This window comes from Variovorax sp. TLI9-5A (assembly GCF_056867935.1).
This window is the reverse complement of sequence record NZ_CP200310.1, coordinates 6,118,073-6,134,729: the sequence shown is the minus strand read 5'-3', so window position 1 is coordinate 6,134,729 and position 16,657 is coordinate 6,118,073. Positions and strand designations below refer to the sequence as shown.

Annotated in this window: 13 protein-coding genes; 11 read left to right on the top strand and 2 right to left on the bottom strand. The window is 68.7% G+C overall.

The genetic code is table 11. The annotated features are described in order from the left end of the window. The first annotated feature begins 75 nt into the window (after window positions 1-75). Together glmS and AC1VNX_RS29155 are read left to right on the top strand one after the other, a co-directional pair. Complete coding sequence (gene glmS / locus AC1VNX_RS29160) at window positions 76-1,956, top strand: glutamine--fructose-6-phosphate transaminase (isomerizing) (protein ID WP_483161032.1); 1,881 nt, start codon at window positions 76-78, stop codon at window positions 1,954-1,956. Between the two features lie 203 nt (window positions 1,957-2,159). Continuing rightward, window positions 2,160-3,815, top strand: coding sequence for a lactonase family protein (locus AC1VNX_RS29155; protein WP_483161031.1), 1,656 nt, complete (start codon window positions 2,160-2,162; stop codon window positions 3,813-3,815). A gap of 384 nt (window positions 3,816-4,199) precedes the next feature. Here AC1VNX_RS29155 and AC1VNX_RS29150 read toward each other — a convergent pair whose 3' ends face one another. After that, window positions 4,200-5,108, bottom strand: a complete 909-nt coding sequence (locus AC1VNX_RS29150; RefSeq protein ID WP_483161030.1) for a LysR substrate-binding domain-containing protein — start codon at window positions 5,106-5,108, stop codon at window positions 4,200-4,202. Window positions 5,109-5,260: 152 nt separating this feature from the next. Here AC1VNX_RS29150 and AC1VNX_RS29145 point away from each other — a divergent pair, with 152 nt between their 5' ends. From AC1VNX_RS29145 to AC1VNX_RS29125, 5 genes are all read left to right on the top strand, one after another. Continuing rightward, window positions 5,261-5,995 (top strand): SDR family NAD(P)-dependent oxidoreductase, encoded by a 735-nt coding sequence (locus AC1VNX_RS29145; protein ID WP_483161029.1) that lies wholly within the window; start codon window positions 5,261-5,263, stop codon window positions 5,993-5,995. A 26-nt stretch (window positions 5,996-6,021) separates the two neighbouring features. Next, window positions 6,022-6,258 (top strand): tautomerase family protein, encoded by a 237-nt coding sequence (locus AC1VNX_RS29140; RefSeq protein WP_483161028.1) that lies wholly within the window; start codon window positions 6,022-6,024, stop codon window positions 6,256-6,258. A gap of 147 nt (window positions 6,259-6,405) precedes the next feature. Further along, window positions 6,406-8,607 carry a catalase/peroxidase HPI gene (gene katG / locus AC1VNX_RS29135; protein ID WP_483161027.1) on the top strand — a complete coding sequence of 734 codons (2,202 nt, stop codon included), beginning with the start codon at window positions 6,406-6,408 and terminating at the stop codon, window positions 8,605-8,607. 117 nt (window positions 8,608-8,724) lie between these two features. Beyond that, the gene (locus AC1VNX_RS29130) at window positions 8,725-9,186 is read left to right on the top strand and encodes a hypothetical protein (RefSeq protein WP_483161026.1); all 462 of its coding nucleotides are present in this window, start codon (window positions 8,725-8,727) and stop codon (window positions 9,184-9,186) included. Window positions 9,187-9,248: 62 nt separating this feature from the next. Further along, window positions 9,249-9,641: a carboxymuconolactone decarboxylase family protein gene (locus AC1VNX_RS29125; protein WP_483161025.1), complete on the top strand. Its 393-nt coding sequence runs from the start codon at window positions 9,249-9,251 to the stop codon at window positions 9,639-9,641. An 18-nt stretch (window positions 9,642-9,659) separates the two neighbouring features. Here the strand turns inward: AC1VNX_RS29125 and putA are convergent, their stop codons facing one another. Further along, window positions 9,660-13,376, bottom strand: coding sequence for a trifunctional transcriptional regulator/proline dehydrogenase/L-glutamate gamma-semialdehyde dehydrogenase (gene putA / locus AC1VNX_RS29120; RefSeq protein WP_483161024.1), 3,717 nt, complete (start codon window positions 13,374-13,376; stop codon window positions 9,660-9,662). A gap of 177 nt (window positions 13,377-13,553) precedes the next feature. Between putA and AC1VNX_RS29115 the strand changes: the two genes are divergently transcribed. Genes AC1VNX_RS29115 through AC1VNX_RS29100 form a run of 4 tightly spaced genes read left to right on the top strand, consistent with a single transcriptional unit; the run spans window position 13,554 to window position 16,644 of the window. Next, window positions 13,554-14,627, top strand: a complete 1,074-nt coding sequence (locus AC1VNX_RS29115; RefSeq protein ID WP_483161023.1) for an alpha/beta hydrolase family protein — start codon at window positions 13,554-13,556, stop codon at window positions 14,625-14,627. A 60-nt stretch (window positions 14,628-14,687) separates the two neighbouring features. After that, window positions 14,688-15,299, top strand: coding sequence for a helix-turn-helix domain-containing protein (locus AC1VNX_RS29110; RefSeq protein ID WP_483161022.1), 612 nt, complete (start codon window positions 14,688-14,690; stop codon window positions 15,297-15,299). Then, the gene (locus AC1VNX_RS29105; RefSeq protein ID WP_483161021.1) at window positions 15,296-15,838 is read left to right on the top strand and encodes a GNAT family N-acetyltransferase; all 543 of its coding nucleotides are present in this window, start codon (window positions 15,296-15,298) and stop codon (window positions 15,836-15,838) included. The genes AC1VNX_RS29110 and AC1VNX_RS29105 overlap by 4 nt, the downstream gene beginning before the upstream one ends. Then, complete coding sequence (locus AC1VNX_RS29100; protein ID WP_483161020.1) at window positions 15,835-16,644, top strand: methyltransferase domain-containing protein; 810 nt, start codon at window positions 15,835-15,837, stop codon at window positions 16,642-16,644. The genes AC1VNX_RS29105 and AC1VNX_RS29100 overlap by 4 nt, the downstream gene beginning before the upstream one ends. Window positions 16,645-16,657: the final 13 nt, after the last annotated feature.

Below are 16,657 nucleotides of genomic sequence, written 5' to 3'. Positions count from 1 at the left end.
CAATTGAATTTCGAATGCATATTTCTTTCGCGCCTTCCTACCATCGAGTCCTTCTACATTCAAAGGCAGCTCACCATGTGCGGCATCGTCGGGGCAGCGTCCCATCGCAACATCGTTCCGGTCCTCGTGCAGGGCCTCCAGCGGCTCGAATACCGCGGCTATGACTCCTGCGGCGTGGCGGTGCATGCCGGCGGCCTGACGCGGGCGCGCACCACCTCGCGCGTGGCCGACCTTGTGGCGCAGGTGCGCGACGACAAGGTCGAGGGCCTCACCGGCATCGCCCACACGCGCTGGGCTACGCACGGCGCGCCGGCGGTGCACAACGCGCATCCGCACTTCAGCCACGGCCCCGGCGCCGACGCGCAGGCCGCGCGGCCCGGCCGTATCGCGCTGGTGCACAACGGCATCATCGAGAACCACGAGACGCTGCGCGCCGCGCTCGAAGCCAAGGGCTACGTCTTCGAGAGCCAGACCGACACCGAGGTCATCGCCCACCTGGTCGACAGCCTCTACGACGGCGACCTGTTCGAGGCCGTGAAGGCCGCCGTGCTGCAGCTGCACGGCGCCTACGCCATCGCCGTGATCTGCCGCGACGAGCCGCAGCGCGTGGTCGGCGCGCGCGCGGGCTCGCCGCTGATCCTGGGCGCGGGTAAGGACGGCGCCGAGAACTTCCTGGCCAGCGACGCGATGGCCCTGGCCGGCGTGACCGACCAGATCGTCTACCTGGAAGAGGGCGACGTGGTCGACGTGCAGCCGGGCAAGTACTGGATCGTCGACAAGAACCACAAGCCGGTCACCCGCCAGGTGCGCACTGTGCTCGCCCACAGCGGCGCGGCCGAACTGGGCCCGTACCGCCACTACATGCAGAAGGAAATCTTCGAGCAGCCGCGCGCCATCGGCGACACGCTCGAGGGGGTGGAAGGCATCGTGCCCGAGCTGTTCGACGGCATCGGCCAGGACGGCGCCACCGGTGCCAGTGCCTACCGGGTCTTCCAGGACATCGACAAGATCCTGATCCTCGCCTGCGGCACCAGCTACTACAGCGGCTGCACCGCCAAGTACTGGCTCGAAGGCATCGCGAAGATCTCCACGCAGGTCGAGATCGCGAGCGAATACCGCTATCGCGAATCCGTGCCCGACCCGAAGACGCTGGTCGTCACCATCAGCCAGTCGGGCGAGACGGCCGACACGCTGGCCGCGCTGAAGCATGCGCGCTCGCTGGGCATGGAGCAGACGCTGACCATCTGCAACGTCGCCACCAGCGCGATGGTGCGCGAATGCAAGCTGGCGTACATCACGCGCGCCGGCGTGGAGATCGGCGTGGCCTCGACCAAGGCCTTCACCACGCAGCTGGCGGGGCTCTTCCTGCTCACGCTCGCCATCGCGCAGGCCAAGGGCCGGCTGAGCGATGCCGACGAGGCACGCTACCTGAAGGAGATGCGCCACCTGCCCGTCGCGCTGCAGTCGGTGCTGGCGCTGGAGCCGCAGATCATCGGCTGGGCCGAAGACTTCGCGCGCAAGGACAACGCGCTGTTCCTCGGCCGCGGGCTGCACTACCCGATCGCCCTGGAAGGCGCGCTCAAGCTCAAGGAAGTGACCTACATCCACGCCGAGGCTTATGCCGCCGGCGAACTCAAGCACGGCCCGCTCGCGCTGGTGACGAGCGAGATGCCCGTGGTGGCCGTCGCGCCCAACGACGCGCTGCTCGAAAAGCTCAAGAGCAACCTGCAGGAAGTGCGCGCCCGCGGCGGCGTGCTCTACGTGCTGGCCGACGGCGACACGAAGATCAGGAGCGGCGACGGTCTGCACGTGATCCGCATGCCCGAGCACTACGGCGCGCTCTCGCCGATCCTGCATGTGGTGCCGCTGCAGCTGCTGGCGTATCACACCGCCTGCGCGCGGGGGACCGATGTGGACAAGCCGCGCAATCTGGCTAAGAGCGTGACTGTGGAGTGATCCGGAGACAGCGCATTAAAGTCCGAGACAACTACCGGTCGCCGGCCGGGTTCGGCTAGTTCGATGTGCTTCCCAGGCGTCGCCATGCCTCGGCATCTAAACAACGCGCGGTAAGCCCGCCGACCGGCGGGAGTGCAAATGGGATGGCGTGCCGCTAACATCGCCCCGCCCGTTTGTTGCTGAAGGTAAGAAAAATGCCCGCGATGCCGCTCGTTACCTGTCTACGCCTTGCCGTGTTCGTCCTCGTGCCGTTCGCGCTCGCTTCGTGCGGCGGCGGTGGGGGTGGCGGTGGCTTCTCCTTCTTTCCCTTGTCTCCCGGCGGCAACAATCCGCCGCCCGCGGCCGACGCGAAGTACACGGTGGGCGGCAGCGTCAGCGGCCTGCTCGGCAGCGGGCTCGTGCTGCAACTGGCCGGCTCGGCCGACGTGGCCGTGGCCGCCGACGGCGCTTTTGTCTTCAGCGAGAAACTCGCCAAAGGCACGAGCTACGCGGTCAGCGTCAAGCAGCAGCCCTCGACGCCTTTGCAGACCTGCACGGTGAACAACCCGTCCGGCACCATCGGGGATGCCGACATCGCCAACGTGGCGGTGGTTTGCGCCACCACGGCCCAGAAGGTGAGCGTCGCCGTCACGGGCCTCGATGTGGCCGGCGGGCTGGTACTGCAGAACAACGCGGGCGACGACCTCGCCGTGAGCGCCGACGGCACCTTCAGCTTCACGACGCCGGTGGCGGTCGGCGCCGACTACGGCGTGACGGTAAAGACGCAACCCACCGCGCTCCAGGTGTGCATCGCGAAGCAGGCCTTCGGCACAGTGACCACGGCGCCCGTTGCCACCGTGACGATCGCCTGCACGACGCCCGGTGCCGATCGATTCGCCTTCACCGCCGACGAGGGGACGGGAACTGTGTCGATGTACACCGTTGGCGGCGATGGCAGCCTCACGAATGTCGGAAGCTTCCCCACGGACGGGACCCCGCAGCATGTGACCACGCACCCATCGAAGCCGTACATCTACGCCAGCAACATCTCGGGTGCCACCAGGGGCGTCATCCAGTACACCATCGACACCACCATCGTTCCCACGGGCACGCTGACACAGCGGCGCACCATCACTGCCGGTGTCGGGACGAAGCCGTACTTCGTCGGTATCGCACCCAACGGCCAGCATGCCTACGTGATCGGGGACGGGATGCTGCACAGCCTGGACGTCGATGCCAACACCGGCGACCTCACCGGCGGCACCGCCGTCGCCGGAGGCACCAGCCGCAAGATCGGCCTGGACCCCCAAGGCCGCTTCGCGTTCGTAGTGGTCAACGGCACCTCGTTGGCTACGTTCCGCCTGGACCCGGCCACAGGCGAGCCGATCTCTCCGCCCGCGTCGGTCGTGCTGCCCTCCAACAGCGGACTCACCGACATTGCCATCGAGCCCACGGGCCGCTTCGCCTATGCCAACGTCGGCAACAACCCCGGCACGCTGCTCGCCTACTCTATCGACGCGACCACGGGCGCGCTGACCCAGATCGGCTCGGTCCCCGCTGGCGACACGCCCTTTGGCATGGCGATCGATCCGAGCGGCCGCTTCCTGTACGCGGCGAACAGAAACTCCAACAACGTCTCGGCGTACAGCATCGACCCACGAACCGGCGCGCTCACGCCAGTGCCGGGCCAGCCTTTCGCGGCGGGCAACGTGCCCAACTCCGTGACCGTGGACCGCACGGGCCGCTTCGCCTATACGGCCAACCAGGCCAGCAACACGATCACCCTCTTCACGATCGACAGGACGACCGGCTCGCTCGGTACAGGGGTCAGCCTCCCGTCCACGGGCGGCGGGCCGCAATTCCTCGCGCTCTCCAAATAGAGGCGCCCGCAGCCTGTACAGGGAAAGGATCGCGCTTGGCGGGTAGGACCCTGCAGGCGGCTTCCCCTCACCGTGCTCTCTCCTAAGGCTGGTCGGTTCCTCGGCTGGATAGCGCGGACCTGGAATCTGCGCTGCCCTGGCGCTGGCCCAAACGACGCTTTCGCCCGCCGGCAGGGTGTCGATCGGCACGGTGTAGATCGGGTCGTCGAAGGCCGTCTTGGCGGCGATGAAAGACCGACCACCCTTGCACCCGGAACGCCGCGCTGCCCGGCGACCCGGTACCTGTCTTGCCGTGCACGGTCCAACGGCCAGGATTGACTCCGAGGAAACGGGGCGCCGAAACATGCTGGCAGATCCAGGCTCCGCCACGCTGAAGACTCTTGCCTATGTGGAGCGCTCCGCCATGAACTCCACGAACGCCCGCACCCGCGAGGGCAGCAGCCGCGCATGCGGATAGATCAGGCTCACCGGCCGTGAGCGCCCCGCGTAGGGCTGCAGCACCTCGACCAGTTCGCCGCGCGCCAGATCCTTCTCGACGACGAAGCCGTAGGCCTGGAACAGCCCCGCGCCGGCCCTGGCCAGCGTTACGCCCGCGAGCACGTCTTCGGCGCAGCTGTAGTTGCCGGCGGAGAGGATCTCCTTCTCGCGCCCGTTGTCCGTGAACAGCCATGGAATCTGCCGCCCGCTGCTGGGCAGGTCGAACTGGATGCACTCGTGCCGCGCGAGGTCGTCCAGCGTCAGTGGCTGCCCTGCTCGGCGCAGGTAGGCCGGGCTCGCGACCACCACGAGCTTCGCGTCTTCCAAGTGGCGCGCCACCATCGTCGAATCGGGCTGGGCGCGAAAGCGGATCGCGACGTCGAAGTTTTCCTCGTGCAGGTCGATGTTGCGGTTGCTGATGTGCGCCTCGACCTTGATCAGCGGATAGCGCTCGCGGAACTCGGGCAGCAGCGGCAGCAGGCGGTGATGCCCATAGGTGGTGGGCGCGCTGATGCGCAGCGTGCCCGAAGGCTGCACTTGCTCGCCGGTGAGCTTGTGCTCGGCTTCCGCCAGCTGGTGCAGGGCAGCGCGGCACTGCTCGAAATACTCCCGCCCGCCTTCGGTGAGCCGGATGCTGCGCGTGGAGCGCACGAAGAGGCGCACGCCCAGACGCTTCTCCAGCCGCGCGATGGAGCGGCTCACCGCCGCCGGCGTGACGCCCGCCGCGTTGGCGGCCGCGGTGAAGCTGCCGGCCTCTGCAGCCAGGCAGAACAGCTCGATGCTGCCCAGGAGCACGTCGTCGAATTGGCGTTGCATATTGATTACATGGAGTATCAAGACAAGTGTAGTCGCGTGTGTTTATTGCTCTTCGAGTCATTAATAAAGTTATGTCCAACCGGTGGCGAAACCTGAGATCCGCACCGGCCCTTCCGAACTTTTTCTGAAACCGAACCTGATCGAGGACCACTATGAGCAAGTCTGAAAACACCGTCGTCATCACCGGCGCCACCAGCGGCATCGGCCTGGGCCTGGCCGAGGCCTTCCTGCGCGAGGGCTACAACGTCGTGGGCACTGGCCGCACCGAACAGCGCCTGCAGGCCGCGGCCGAAGGGCTGAACGCGGGCGCGCGCTTCCTGGGTGTGGCGGGCGACGTCGGCCGGCCGGAGTCGGCGCGTGAACTGTTCGCGCAGGCCATCGCGCGCTACGGCCATGTCGACGTGCTGGTGAACAACGCCGGCATCTTCACCGCCAAGCCCTTCGTGCAGTTCACGCCGCAGGAGATCGACGAGAACATCTCGACCAACCTGAAGGGTGTGCTCTACGCCTCGCAGGAGGCGGCGAAGCACATGAGCGGGCGGCGCGGCGGCAGGATCATCAACATCACCGCCGCGCTCGCGATGCAGCCCCACAGCGGCGTGCCGGCGCTGCTGGCGGTGGCGCTGAAGGGCGGCATCAACGAGGCCACGCGCGCACTGGCCCTCGAACTCGCGCCGCACGGCATCACGGTGAACGCGGTGGCGCCCGGCATCATCGACACGCCGATGCACGGCGCCGACAACCACACGGCGCTCGCCGGCCTGCATCCGCTGGGCCGTATCGGCACCACGAGCGACATCAATGAAGCCGTGCTCTACCTCGCCCGCGCCGGCTTCGTGACCGGCACCGTACTGCCGGTGGACGGCGGCTTCAGCGCCGGGCGCTGAGCACCGAGCGCGAAGGAGATACGGCCATGCCATTCGTCAGCATCCGCCTCACCCGCGAGGGCACCACCGCCGAGCAGAAGGCGCAGCTCATCCGCGAAGTCACCGACACCCTCGAACGCGTGCTGCACAAGCCGCCGGAGTGGACGCACATCGCCATCGAGGAGGTCGACACCGACAACTGGGGCTTCGGCGGGCACACGACCACCGCAATCCGCCAGGGGCTGGTTCCCGTGCCCGGCACCCGGCCGAAGGACGTCGGCTAGCTGGAACTTTCGGCGGACAAGGGACTGAAATTCATAGCTCTTGGCTATGGATTCAATGCACTCAATTGGATTGATGGAAGGGCTACCCGAACCTAGACTGATTCGGCTCCACCCCACCGAGCGACCCGACAACCAAAGGAGATCCCCTTGTCCGATGAAGCCAAATGCCCGTTCCCGGGCCATGCAACCACCGGCACTGCACGCCGCGGCGCGACGAACACGGACTGGTGGCCCAACCAGCTCGATCTGAAGCTGCTGCACCAGCACTCCGCCAAGGCCAACCCCATGGGCGAGGCCTTCGACTACGCCAAGGAGTTCAAGACCCTCGACCTCGACGCCGTCGTCAAGGACCTCCACGCGCTGATGACCGACTCGCAGGACTGGTGGCCCGCCGACTACGGCCACTACGGCCCGCTGTTCATCCGCATGGCCTGGCACTCGGCCGGCACCTACCGCACCTTCGACGGCCGCGGCGGCGGCGGCGCGGGTGCGCAGCGTTTCGCGCCGCTCAACAGCTGGCCGGACAACGGCAACCTCGACAAGGCGCGCCGCCTGCTGTGGCCGATCAAGCAGAAGTACGGCCGCAAGCTCTCGTGGGCCGACCTGATGATCCTCACCGGCAACGTCGCGCTGGAGTCCATGGGCTTCAAGACCTTCGGCTTCGCCGGCGGCCGCCCCGATATCTGGGAGCCGGAAGACGACGTCAATTGGGGCGCCGAGAACAAATGGCTGGGCGATGAGCGCTACAGCGGCGACCGCGAGCTCGCCAACCCGCTGGCCGCCGTGCAGATGGGCCTGATCTACGTGAACCCCGAAGGCCCCAACGGCAACCCCGACCCGCTGAAATCGGCCCGCGACATCCGCGAGACCTTCGCGCGCATGGCAATGAACGACGAGGAAACCGTGGCGCTCACCGCCGGCGGCCACACCTTCGGCAAGGCACACGGCGCTGGCGACCCGACGAAGGTCGGCGCCGAACCGGAAGGCGCCGACATCGAGGAACTCGGCCTGGGCTGGAAGAACAGCTTCGAGAGCGGCATCGGCGTGCACGCCACCACAAGCGGCATCGAAGGCGCCTGGACCCCCACGCCGACCAAGTGGGACAACAGCTACTTCGAGACGCTGTTCGGCTACGAATGGGAACTCACCAAGAGCCCGGCCGGCGCGCACCAGTGGAAGCCCAAGGGCGACACCGGCAACGGCACCGTGCCCGACGCGCACGACCCGTCGCGCCGCCACGCCCCGATGATGACCACGGCCGACATGGCCATGCGCATGGACCCGGCCTACGAGAAGATCTCGCGCCGCTACATGGCCAACCCGCAGGAGTTCGCCGACGCCTTCGCCCGCGCCTGGTTCAAGCTCACGCACCGCGACATGGGCCCGCGCGCCCGCTACCTCGGCAAGCTGGTGCCGAAGGAAGAGCTGATCTGGCAGGACCCGATCCCCGCCGTGGACCACCAACTGGTCGACGACAAGGACACTGCCGCGCTCAAGGCCAAGGTGCTGGCCTCGGGCCTGAGCATCGGCCAGCTCGTGCGCACCGCCTGGGCCTCGGCCTCGACCTTCCGCGGCAGCGACAAGCGCGGCGGCGCCAACGGCGCGCGCATCCGCCTCGCGCCGCAGAAGGACTGGGAAGTGAACCAGCCGGCCGAGCTGTCGAAGGTGCTGTCGGTGCTCGAAGGCATCCAGAAGGAGTTCAACGGCGCGCAGGCCGGCGGCAAGAAGAAGATCTCGCTGGCCGACCTGATCGTGCTGGCCGGCAACGCCGCGGTCGAGGCCGCCGCGAAGAAGGGCGGCCAGGACGTGACCGTGCCCTTCTCGCCGGGACGCATGGACGCCTCGCAGGAACAGACCGACGTCGAGTCCTTCGCGCCGCTGGAGCCGCTGGCCGACGGCTTCCGCAACTACCTGCGCAAGGGCACCAACCCAGCAGCCACCGCCGACCTGCTGCTCGACAAGGCGCAGCTGCTGCGCCTGAGCGCGCCCGAGATGACGGTGCTGGTCGGCGGCCTGCGCGTGCTGAACGGGAACTTCGGGCAGTCGCCCAACGGCGTCTTCACCAAGCGGCCGGAGACCCTGAGCAACGACTTCTTCGTGAACCTGCTCGACATGCGCACCGGCTGGAAGAAGTCGGCCGCGGATGCCAACGTGCTCGAAGGACGCGACCGCACCAGCGGCGAGGCGAAGTGGACCGCGACCACCGCCGATCTGGTGTTCGGCTCGAACTCGCAGCTGCGCGCCCTCTCGGAGGTCTACGGCTCCAGCGATGCGCAGCAGGTGTTCGTGCGCGACTTCGTGGCCGCGTGGGCCAAGGTGATGGACCTCGATCGCTTCGACCTCAGGTGATCGAGCGCGCACGGGTGGCCGGCCCTGGCCGGCCCCCGTCGCATACGGCAGTGCATGAAGCCCCGGCCCGAAGCAGGCCGGGGCTCATCAGCAAAAGAATGACAGCAGGAGACAACCATGCTCGTCGTGAAGAAGAAGGAAGAGAAGGCGCCCGCCGCATCGATGGAGTTCTTCCAGCTCGGGCAGTGGCTGCATCTGCTCGAGCAGATGGACATCATCCTGGCGACCGTGCAGGGCGACGACTCCACCCCCATCCTGCGCCGCTTCGGCCCGCGCAGGCGCAACGCCATCGTGCGCCGCCTGATGCTGGAGCGCAGCCGCCTCGTCAGGGAGATGGAAGCCTTCGGCCAGGAATCGCTCCTGCGCTTTGCCCAAGGCAATCCCATACAGGGCACCTCGGGCACCTCCGGCACCTCACCCTCGCGCCGCCATCTGGACGTCGAGTTCAAGCTGCTCGGCGAGGCCTTCGACCAATGCTCGAAAGACCTCTCACCCGACACGCAGGCCGCGCTGAGAAAGTGGTTGCTCGCGCGCTCGCACATGCACCAGGAGCACGCGAGGTTTCTGGAGACTTATTGACGGGCAGGGCGTGGGAAGGCTGGTACCGTTGCCGGCAACGCATCCACCATCAGGAGCCTTGCATGAAACCCCAGCCCATCGAATACGCAGCTGCTTCCGAGGAAGTGCGCGCCGTCTTCGACGACATCAAGACCACGCGCAACGTGCCCGACGTCAACAACTTCTGGAAGTACCTCGCCAACGACCCCGCCACGCTCAGGCGCACCTGGAGCAGCCTGAAGGAAGTGATGGCGCCCGGCGCGCTCGACCCGGTGGTGAAGGAGATGGTCTACCTTGCCGTGAGCGTCACCAACAGCTGCGGCTACTGCATCGCGAGCCATCACGCCGGCGCCGAGAAGGCCGGCATGACGCCCGCGATGTTCGCCGAGCTCATGGCCGTGGTCGGCATGGCCAACGAGACCAACCGGCTCGTGAACGGCTACCGCGTGCCCATCGATCCCGCGTTCGACAAGTAAGCAGGCCGCAGGGCGCGCTCAGCCGATCGTCATCAGGCTCGCGTTGCCGCCCGCCGCCGCGGTGTTGGTGCTGATCGCGCGCTCCACCACCAGGCTTTCGAGCGGAATGCGCGCGTCGCCCGGCGCGAAGCCGCGCACGCCGACGATCGGGCCCGGCCTCGCGGCGATGCGCCGCATCACTTCCGACAGCCCCTGCGCATCGCCGTGATGCAGCGCGGCATCGAACACCACCGTGTCCGAAGACCAGTCGTTCGCAACCGCCACGCACTGCTGCACCTCGGCCGGCAGCGAGGCACGCAGGCTTTGCGCCGCTGCATCGGCGGGCCAGATCGCGCTGCTGCCCACCGCCAGCACGGCCGCGAGCTGCGCCAGCCGGTCCGCTTCCGCATCGGCCAGGCACAGCACCGCCTCGCGCGGCTCCAGCCTGTAGACATTGCGCTCGCCGGTCGGCCCGGCCAGCGTGCGCGAGCTGCCAGAGCGCGATTGCGCCGCGAAGAGCGCGCATTGCGCCGAGAGCGCAGGCCGCCCGGTGGCATCGGCCCACCGGGCCAGCGCCGACAGCGCCGGGTGCGAAGCCGGCGCGGCATCGGCCACCGCGCGTGCCATCGCATCGTCCGGCCGTGCCGACAGCATGCGCAGCATGTACAGCGGTCCACCCGCCTTCGGCCCCGTGCCCGACAGGCCCTCGCCGCCGAAAGGCTGCACGCCCACCACGGCGCCCACGATGTTGCGGTTCACGTAGACGTTGCCCGCCTTCGCGTTCTCCACCACCTGCGCGATGGTCTCGTCGATGCGCGTGTGCACGCCCAGCGTCAGCCCGTAGCCGGTGCCGTTGATCTGCCCAACCAGCGCACCGAGGTCGCGGCGGCGGTAGCGCACGAGGTGCAGCACCGGCCCGAACACTTCGCGCTGCAGCTCGGCGATGCCGTCGAGCTCGATCAGCGTGGGCATCACGTAGGTGCCGTGGCGCGTGTCCTGCCCATGTTCGCGGCCCTGGCGGAAGACCGCGTGGCCGCGCGTGCGCATCGCCTCGACGTGGCGCTCGATGCCGTCGCGAGCCTCGGCGTCGATCACCGGACCCACGTCCACCGCGAGCCGCGCGGGGTTGCCGATGGCGGCCTCGGCCATCGCGCCCTTGAGCATCGCGACCACGCGGTCGGCCGCTTCTTCCTGCACGCAGAGCACGCGCAGGGCGGAGCAGCGCTGGCCGGCGCTGTCGAAGGCGGAGGCCATCACGTCGGCCACCACCTGTTCAACCAGCGCGGAGGAGTCGACGATCATCGCGTTCTGCCCGCCGGTCTCGGCGATGAGCGGCACCGGTGCACCGTGCACGCCCAGGCGCTGCGACAGCGTCTTCTGCAGGATGCGCGCGACCTCGGTGGAGCCGGTGAACATCACGCCCTGCACGCGCGCATCGGCCACCAGCGCGGCGCCCACCGTCTCGCCGCGGCCGGGCAGCAGCTGCGCCGCCGCGCGGGGAACGCCGGCTTCCCACAGCACGCGCACCGCCTCGGCCGCGACCAGCGGCGTCTGCTCGGCCGGCTTGGCCAGCACCGGGTTGCCCGCCGCCAGCGCAGCCGCCACCTGGCCGGTGAAGATCGCCAGCGGAAAGTTCCACGGGCTGATGCAGGCCATGGGGCCGAGCGCGCGGTGCGTGTCGTTGGAGAAATCGCCGCGCGCCTGCGCCGCGTAGTAGCGCAGGAAGTCCACCGCCTCGCGCACTTCAGCGATGGCGTTGGCGTACGTCTTTCCGGCCTCGCGCGTCAGCAGCCCGAGCAGGCGGGGCATGCCCTGTTCGAGCTTGTCGGCGGCGCGTTCGAGCAGCGTGGCGCGTTCGGCGGGCGGCGTGGCGGCCCATGCCGGCGCGAAGGCGTGGGCCTGCGCGATGGCCGATTCGACATCGGCGAGCGTGGCTTCCTGGACCTGCCCGACGATGTCGCGGTGGTCGGCGGGGTTCAGCACGTTCGCCGTCTCGCCAGCGGACGCGGCTTCGGCCAGCATCGGCGCCGCGCGCCACTGCTCCTCCGCGCTCTCGTTCAGCACATGGCCCAGCGCGCGCAGGCTGTCGTCGCTCGCAAGGTCGAGCCCGCGCGAGTTGGCGCGCTGCGTTCCGTACAGCGTAGCCGGCAGCGGGATGGCCGGATGCGGCAGGCCCGTCGTGCCTTCCTGCACCGCCATGTGCTCCACCGTCGCGACCGGGTCTTCCACCAGCGTTTCCAGCGAAATCGTCGGGTCCGCGATGCGGTTCACGAAGGAGGTGTTCGCGCCGTTCTCCAGCAGCCGGCGCACGAGGTACGCCAGCAGCGTCTCGTGCGTGCCCACCGGCGCGTAGATGCGGCACGGCCGCGCGAGCGGCCCCACCACCTGCTCGTAAAGCGGCTCGCCCATGCCGTGCAGGCACTGGAACTCGTACTGCCCCGGCCTGTAGCGCGAGGGCCCGGCCATCGTGTAGATGGCGGCGAGCGTGTGCGCGTTGTGCGTGGCGAACTGCGGGTACACGGCCTCGGGCGCGTCGAGCAGCTTGCGCGCGCAGGCGAGGTACGACACGTCGGTGTAGGCCTTGCGCGTGTAGACCGGGTAGCCGTCGAGGCCGTCGAGCTGCGCGCGCTTGATCTCGCTGTCCCAGTAGGCCCCCTTCACCAGCCGCACCATCAGCCGGTGGCCGCTGCGGCGCGCGAGGTCGATCACGAAATCGATCACGAAGGGGCAGCGCTTCTGGTAGGCCTGCACCACGAAGCCGATGCCGTTCCAGTCCGCGAGCCCGGGCTCGAAGCACAAGCGCTCCAGCAGGTCGAGAGAGAGCTCCAGTCGGTCGGCTTCCTCCGCGTCGATGTTCAGGCCGATGTCGTACTGCCGCGCCAGCAGCGCGAGTTCGCGCAGCACCGGGTACAGCTCGGCCATCACGCGCGAATGCTGCGCGCGGCTGTAGCGCGGGTGCAGCGCCGACAGCTTGATGGAAATGCCCGGGCCCTCGTACACCCCGCGCCGCGCCGACGCCTTGCCGATCGCATGGATGGCCTGCTCGTACGCGACGCGGTAGCGCTGCGCATCCTCCATGGTCAGCGCCGCCTCGCCGAGCATGTCGTACGAATAGCGGAAGCCCTGCGCCTCCAGTTCGCGCGCGTTGGCCAGCGCCTGCCCGATGGTCTCGCCGGTGACGAACTGCTCGCCCATCATCCGCATCGCCATGTCCACGCCCTTGCGGATCAGCGGCTCGCCGCCCTTGCCGATCAGCCGCGTGAGCACGGTCGACAGGCTGGCCTCGCTGTGGGTTGCCACCAGCTTGCCGGTGAGCAGCAGGCCCCAGGTCGCCGCGTTGACGAACACCGAGGGGCTGCGGCCCGCGTGCGACTGCCACTGGCCGTGCGCGATCTTGTCGCGGATCAGCGCGTCTCGCGTGCCCGCATCGGGAATGCGCAGCAGCGCCTCGGCCAGGCACATCAGCGCCACGCCTTCCTGCGACGACAGCGCGTATTCCTGAAGGAGCCCTTGCACGAGGCCGGCGCGGCCGCCCGAGCTTTTCCGCTCGCGCAGCTGCCGGGCGATGCGGTAGGCGAGTTCCTGCGCCTCTTCCGCCTGGCCTTCGGGCAGCCGGGCCTGCGCGAGCAGGGGCGGCAGTGCCTGCGGTTCGGGGCGGCGGCAGGCCGCGGTGATGCGGGCGCGCAGCGGCGAAGGGTCGGATGGCAGTCCGTCGGCGAAGGCCGCGAAGGAAGAGGGCAGGGGGTCGGGGTTCATGGCGGTCCGTGGTGGGGTTTGTTGGATGATCCGCGTCCTGTTGCCGAATTTGTGTTCGAAGAGAAGCGCTTCGGCAGAGCAAATCGCTATGTAAAGCTGCGGTGCAAGTCAGCTTCGCTGGATGCGGCGGGCAGAGAATCCGCTTCCATTCCGTTCCATCCCGGGAGTCGCAAGAACATGCTCAGCCACAGACGGTTCCTTTCCCTGGCCCTCGCCGTCGCATGCATCACGCCATGGCCTGCGGATGCGGCAACGGCCGATGCGTCTACCTGCCTGAATTCGGCCGCTGCCGATTGCTTCCGCAGCTTCGCGCCGCCGGGGGCCGGCGGCGCGCTGCATTACTACTCGTCGCTCGATCCAGACGCTCCCGCCGGGCCGACCCGCGCGCTCATCGCCATGCACGGCCATTCGCGCGATGCCAACAAGACATTCGAAGCCGCGCTGCGCACCCTTCGCAACGCCGATGCTCTCGGCGACACGCTGGTGATCGCGCCGCTCTTCCAGGTCGCGGCCGACAAGGCGGTGGCCGGCCGCTGCAACACAGTGGGAGTGCCTGTCGCGCAACCCGGAGACCTGCTGTGGACCTGCGGCTCCTGGCTCGAAGGCGCGCGCTCGGCCTCGGGCAACCGCGTCGGGTCCTTCGCCGTGATGGACGCGCTGGTGGCCGACATCGCGCAGCGCTGGCCCAGCCTGCGCACCATCACCGTCGCGGGCTTCTCGGCCGGCGGGCAATTCGTGCAGCGCTACATCGCCTTCACGCAGCACGACGGCAAGCCGGCCATGCGCTACGTGGTCGCTGACCCGAGCACCTGGCTCTACTTCGACCCGGTGCGCCCGCAGTTCTCCGCCGACGGCGCTTCCGTGACCGGCTTCGCCGTGCCCGACGACGCAGCATGTCCGCAGATGAACCGCTGGAAATACGGCACCGACGACCTGCCCGCCTGGCTCGGCCGCACCGCAGCACAAGCACGCCAGCAGTACGCGCAGGCCGACATCAGCTATCTGGAAGGCGCGCTCGACAGCAACGATGCCAAGGGCACCGCGTACCGCGTGCTCGACAAATCATGCGCTGCTCTTGCGCAAGGCTCGTTCCGCATGCAGCGCGGCCTGGCCTATGCGGAGTACGACCGCAAGCTGCTTGCGCCGGACAAGCGCCGTGAGGTCGTGGTGGTGCCGGGCTGCGCGCACGATGTGGCCTGCGTGTTTCCCTCCGAGGCCGCGCGCGCTGCGCTGGTCGGGCCGTCGCGCTGACCGGAGGAGCCTGCCGGCGGGCTTGACGTGATTTCCTTTATGGTGGACATTTCATCCAATATGAAGGAAATCAAGGAATCGGCCGAGGCGGAAACCCCGTCCGGCCTCAACGACCGAATCGCCCAGCGTGTGCGAGACCTGCGCGCGGCAAGGGGCCTCTCGCTCGATGCGCTCGCCACGCACTGCGGCGTGAGCCGCTCGATGATCTCGCTCATCGAGCGCGGCGAAAGCAGCCCCACCGCCGTGGTGCTCGAAAAGCTCGCGACCGGCCTCGGCGTGTCGCTGGCTTCGCTGTTCGAGGCGCCGGCGCCGGCTGCCGATCCGGTCTCGCGGCTGGCCGACCAACTGCAGTGGCGCGATCCGCACTCCGGCTACCTGCGCAGAAACGTGTCGCCCAGCGGCTTCGCGTCGCCGATCCAGATCGTCGAGGTGGAGTTTCCGCCCGGCGCGCGTGTGGCCTACGAGACCTCGGCGCGCGAGCCACTCATCCACCAGCAGGTGTGGGTGCTCGATGGAGTCATCGAACTCACGGTGGGCGACGAGCAGCACCGGCTCGCCACCGGCGACTGTCTGGCGATGGTGCTCGACCGCCCGACCAGCTATCACAACCCCTCGCGCAAGAGCACCCGCTACGCCGTGGTGATCGCGACCGCCCCTTCTTCCTGGAGATGAGCATGACGACCGTTTCCGCCGGCACCGCCCCGGCCATCCGCCTGCTGGACACCATTTCCGAAGCGCAGCTGCGCGACCTTTCCGCCGTGCTGGCCGATTGCGTCGATGGCGGCGCCTCGGTGAGCTTCATGCACCCGCTGAGCGAGGAGCGCGCGCAGGCCTTCTGGCGCAACGTGGCCGCCGGCGTGGACAGCGGCGAACGCGCGCTGCTGGTGGCGGAGGACGAGGAAGGCATCCTCGGCACGGTGCAGGTGGTGCTCGCGCAGCCCGAGAACCAGCCGCACCGCGGCGAGGTCGCCAAGATGCTCGTGCACCGCCGCGCGCGCCGCCGCGGCGTCGGCGGGCTGCTGATGAAGGCGGCCGAACGGGTGGCGCGTGAGCGCGGCAAGACGCTGCTGGTGCTCGACACGTCGAGTGCCGACGCCGAGCGGCTCTACGAACGCTCGGGCTGGGTGCGGGTGGGAACGATCCCCGGCTTCGCGCTGCTGCCGCAGGGCGAGCCTTGCGACACCACCTTCTTCTACCGCGAGCTGAAGTGAAGGCCGGCGCGACGCACGGCCGCTTCGACGAGCTACTGCGGCAGGCGCAGGCCAGCCTGCTCGTCGGTTGGGATCTGTCCTTCGGCGGCCGCATCACCACGGCGCCGCCGCCATGGCATTTCGAGCGCACCGTCGAAGCGCACGCGCGCCGGTCGCCCGACCTGCTCGACATGGGCACGGGCGGCGGCGAATGGCTCAGCCGCCTGGCCTTCCGTCCGCCGCGCACCGTGGCAACCGAGGGATGGGCGCCCAACGTCGCCGTCGCGCGCGAACGGCTGGCGCCGCTGGGCGTTGAAGTGGTCGAGGTCGAGGGCGCGGACGACAACGCATCGCAGCAGGATGGCGCCGGGCAGGCGCGCCTGCCGCACTTGCCCTTTGCTGATGCCTCGTTCCGCCTCGTCGTCAATCGGCACGAGTCCTTCGTGCCGTCCGAGGTCCATCGCATCCTCGCGGCGGGCGGGCGCTTCGTCACCCAGCAGGTCGCGTCCGACTTCAACGCCGACTGCTACGCGTTGCTCGGCCTGTCGATGCCCACGCAGCCGCGCTGGAAGCTCGACACCGCCGTCGCGCAGCTGGAGCGCGCAGGCTTCGCCGTGGAGGACGGCGCGGAGGGCGCCAAGCTGATCGCCTTCGCCGACATCGACGCCTTCGCGTGGTACCTGAAGCAGGTGCCCTATGTCTGCCCCGAATTCGGCGTCGACGCGTGCCGGCCCGCGCTGGAGCACCTGCACCGCCGCATCGAAGGCGGCGAACTGCTTTCGATGCGACAGAAGCTGTTCTGGCTGAGCGCCCTCAGGCCGGCCTGAGGGGCGGCTGCGT